Annotated in this window: 2 protein-coding genes; both read left to right on the top strand. The window is 66.3% G+C overall.

Annotated elements, in window-relative coordinates:
* Positions 1–605 precede the first annotated feature (605 nt).
* Positions 606–2,036 carry a group II intron reverse transcriptase/maturase gene (gene ltrA, locus AB0442_RS41900; protein ID WP_366168768.1) on the top strand — a complete coding sequence of 477 codons (1,431 nt, stop codon included), beginning with the start codon at positions 606–608 and terminating at the stop codon, positions 2,034–2,036.
* A 732-nt stretch (positions 2,037–2,768) separates the two neighbouring features.
* Positions 2,769–4,199, top strand: coding sequence for a group II intron reverse transcriptase/maturase (gene ltrA / locus AB0442_RS41895; protein ID WP_366168767.1), 1,431 nt, complete (start codon positions 2,769–2,771; stop codon positions 4,197–4,199).
* Positions 4,200–4,328 lie beyond the last annotated feature (129 nt).

The raw sequence follows: 4,328 nt of genomic DNA, 5'->3' as shown, positions 1-4,328 counted from the left end.
GGTGCGCCACGAGGCGCCGTGGAGTCGAGTGAGGTGAGAGACCTGCACCGCCGGGTTGTCGCAGCAACCTGGTTGAAGCTGAGGGCAGCTCGTCTCGGGGGATGCCGAGGCGGGCGGTAAGCAGCCCTGACAACGCCGGGACGGATTGGCACTGCCAGACGGTTCGGGTCCGGCAAGCGAGACGGGAAGGTGTACGCGAGGAACCAGTGCTTGACGCCCCGTAATTACGACACCGGCTCCAACCTGGCGGATCTGGGCCGGACGCAGTGCACGACCGTTGGCGAGCTGGCGGTCGACTCCGAAGCCGATTCCACTTGTCGGTGGGGAGGCCACGCCGAATGGCTGCGGCGTAGGTGTGGCGATGCTGCCGGGGTAGAGCTGGGCACCTCACCCGTTGATCGACTCTGTGGTGAACGTGGGAACTGTCCGCGGTCGCCCGCCGTGTCGGACCTCCAGTCCGGCCGCGGGCAGGCCCATCGCCGGCTGATGGCCGCCGGGCAGGACGGAGGCTCCGTAGTACTCGGAGGCCGGGAGAGCCGGTCACGTGGGGAAGGGGGCCAGCAAGTCGGCAGTGAGGATGCTGGAATGCCAGGAGGTCGTCGCCGGTGAATACCGACGAACTGGAGTCCGCCCTGTTCGGGGCGGAGCTGCGGGTACTGGAGATCCAGACCAAGCTGCACCGTTGGGCAAACGATGATCCTCATCGCAGGTTCGACGATCTGTTCAACCTCGTGGCCGACCCCGCCTTCCTGCTGGTGGCGTGGGACCGAGTCCGGGGGAACAAGGGCGCCCGCACGGCGGGAGTGGACGGGAGAACCGCACACTCCATCGAGGCCGGGCAGGGAGTCGAGGTCTTCCTCGACGGGCTGCGGTCTCAGCTGAGAGAACGCAGTTTCCGGCCGGTTCCGGTGCGTGAGCGGATGATCCCGAAGGCGAACGGCAAGCTCCGTCGCCTGGGCATCCCGACCGTGGCGGACCGGGTGATCCAGGCATCCTTGAAGCTGGTGCTGGAGCCGGTGTTCGAAGCGGATTTCCTCCCGTGTTCGTACGGGTTCCGCCCGAACCGCCGAGCTCAGGACGCTGTTGCCGAGAGCCGATATCTCGCCAGCCACTCCTACGAATGGGTGGTGGAGGGCGACATCACGGCGTGCTTCGACGAGATCTCACACACGGCTCTCATGGACCGGGTGAGGGATCGGATCGGGGACAAGCAGGTCCTGTCACTGGTGAAGGCGTTCCTCAAGTCCGGGATCATGTCCCGAGACGGAAGCCTTGCCGACACGCGCACCGGCACCCCGCAGGGTGGGATTCTCTCGCCGCTGCTGGCCAACATCGCCTTGACCGTGTTGGACGAGTACGTCGCCAACCGGCCGGGCGGGCCGACCACCACCGAGGCACGACGCGCGGGACGCCGCCGCCGTGGCGAGCCCAACCTCCGGTTGGTCCGCTACGCGGACGACTTCCTGATCCTCGTGTCCGGCACTCGCGAGCACTGCGAAGCACTGCGCGAGGAGGTGGCAGCGGTTCTCGCGCCGATAGGCATGCGCCTGTCGATGGAGAAGACGAGGATCACCCACATCGACGAGGGCCTCGACTTTCTCGGATGGCGCATCCAGCGTCACCGAAAGAAGGGCACCGATCGGCAGTACGTCTACACCTACCCGGCACGGAAGTCGCTGCACTCCGTAATGGCCAAGGTGAAGGAGCTGACCGGACGACAGAACGTCGGCCTGGCGTTAACAGTCCTGCTGCACCGACTCAACTCGGTGCTGAGGGGCTGGTGCACGTACTTCCGTCCCGGAGTTTCGAACGTCGCCTTCTGCTACCTCAGCCACTACGCGTGGATGCGGGTAGTGCGGTGGATACGACGCAAGCACCCCGGGATCACATGGAAGCAGCTTCGCCGCCGCCACTGCGGAGGCGGCTGGTGGCCTATCACGGAGGAGAGAGAACTGTTCAACCCGGCGAAGGTGAGCACGACCAGATACCGATACCGGGGAACAGTCATTCCGAGCCCGTGGCCCACTGCGGCATGAGGATCTGACCACCCCCAACGGGGCTTGTGGAGAGCCCGGTGCCCGGAGACGGGCACGCCGGGTTCGGGAGGCGGCTCGGGGAAACCCACTGGTGGAGACACCAGCAGGGCGCCCCGAGTCGACCTCACGTGCGCCACGAGGCGCCGTGGAGTCGAGTGAGGTGAGAGACCTGCACCGCCGGGTTGTCGCAGCAACCTGGTTGAAGCTGAGGGCAGCTCGTCTCGGGGGATGCCGAGGCGGGCGGTAAGCAGCCCTGACAACGCCGGGACGGATTGGCACTGCCAGACGGTTCGGGTCCGGCAAGCGAGACGGGAAGGTGTACGCGAGGAACCAGTGCTTGACGCCCCGTAATTACGACACCGGCTCCAACCTGGCGGATCTGGGCCGGACGCAGTGCACGACCGTTGGCGAGCTGGCGGTCGACTCCGAAGCCGATTCCTCTTGTCGGTGGGGAGGCCACGCCGAATGGCTGCGGCGTAGGTGTGGCGATGCTGCCGGGGTAGAGCTGGGCACCTCACCCGTTGATCGACTCTGTGGTGAACGTGGGAACTGTCCGCGGTCGCCCGCCGTGTCGGACCTCCAGTCCGGCCGCGGGCAGGCCCATCGCCGGCTGATGGCCGCCGGGCAGGACGGAGGCTCCGTAGTACTCGGAGGCCGGGAGAGCCGGTCACGTGGGGAAGGGGGCCAGCAAGTCGGCAGTGAGGATGCTGGAATGCCAGGAGGTCGTCGCCGGTGAATACCGACGAACTGGAGTCCGCCCTGTTCGGGGCGGAGCTGCGGGTACTGGAGATCCAGACCAAGCTGCACCGTTGGGCAAACGATGATCCTCATCGCAGGTTCGACGATCTGTTCAACCTCGTGGCCGACCCCGCCTTCCTGCTGGTGGCGTGGGACCGAGTCCGGGGGAACAAGGGCGCCCGCACGGCGGGAGTGGACGGGAGAACCGCACACTCCATCGAGGCCGGGCAGGGAGTCGAGGTCTTCCTCGACGGGCTGCGGTCTCAGCTGAGAGAACGCAGTTTCCGGCCGGTTCCGGTGCGTGAGCGGATGATCCCGAAGGCGAACGGCAAGCTCCGTCGCCTGGGCATCCCGACCGTGGCGGACCGGGTGATCCAGGCATCCTTGAAGCTGGTGCTGGAGCCGGTGTTCGAAGCGGATTTCCTCCCGTGTTCGTACGGGTTCCGCCCGAACCGCCGAGCTCAGGACGCTGTTGCCGAGAGCCGATATCTCGCCAGCCACTCCTACGAATGGGTGGTGGAGGGCGACATCACGGCGTGCTTCGACGAGATCTCACACACGGCTCTCATGGACCGGGTGAGGGATCGGATCGGGGACAAGCAGGTCCTGTCACTGGTGAAGGCGTTCCTCAAGTCCGGGATCATGTCCCGAGACGGAAGCCTTGCCGACACGCGCACCGGCACCCCGCAGGGTGGGATTCTCTCGCCGCTGCTGGCCAACATCGCCTTGACCGTGTTGGACGAGTACGTCGCCAACCGGCCGGGCGGGCCGACCACCACCGAGGCACGACGCGCGGGACGCCGCCGCCGTGGCGAGCCCAACCTCCGGTTGGTCCGCTACGCGGACGACTTCCTGATCCTCGTGTCCGGCACTCGCGAGCACTGCGAAGCACTGCGCGAGGAGGTGGCAGCGGTTCTCGCGCCGATAGGCATGCGCCTGTCGATGGAGAAGACGAGGATCACCCACATCGACGAGGGCCTCGACTTTCTCGGATGGCGCATCCAGCGTCACCGAAAGAAGGGCACCGATCGGCAGTACGTCTACACCTACCCGGCACGGAAGTCGCTGCACTCCGTAATGGCCAAGGTGAAGGAGCTGACCGGACGACAGAACGTCGGCCTGGCGTTAACAGTCCTGCTGCACCGACTCAACTCGGTGCTGAGGGGCTGGTGCACGTACTTCCGTCCCGGAGTTTCGAACGTCGCCTTCTGCTACCTCAGCCACTACGCGTGGATGCGGGTAGTGCGGTGGATACCACGCAAGCACCCCGGGAGCACATGGAAGCAGCTTCGCCGCCGCCACTGCGGAGGCGGCTGGTGGCCTATCACGGAGGAGAGAGAACTGTTCAACCCGGCGAAGGTGAGCACGACCAGATACCGATACCGGGGAACAGTCATTCCGAGCCCGTGGCCCACTGCGGCATGAGGATCTGACCACCCCCAACGGGGCTTGTGGAGAGCCCGGTGCCCGGAGACGGGCACGCCGGGTTCGGGAGGCGGCTCGGGGAAACCCACTGGTGGAGACACCAGCAGGGCGCCCCGAGTCGACCTCACC

Source organism: Kitasatospora sp. NPDC085895 (genome assembly GCF_040702125.1).
Lineage (GTDB): Bacteria > Actinomycetota > Actinomycetes > Streptomycetales > Streptomycetaceae > Kitasatospora > Kitasatospora arboriphila.
The sequence above is the reverse complement of the archived record's forward strand: the minus strand, read 5'-3'. Positions and strand labels throughout refer to the sequence as shown.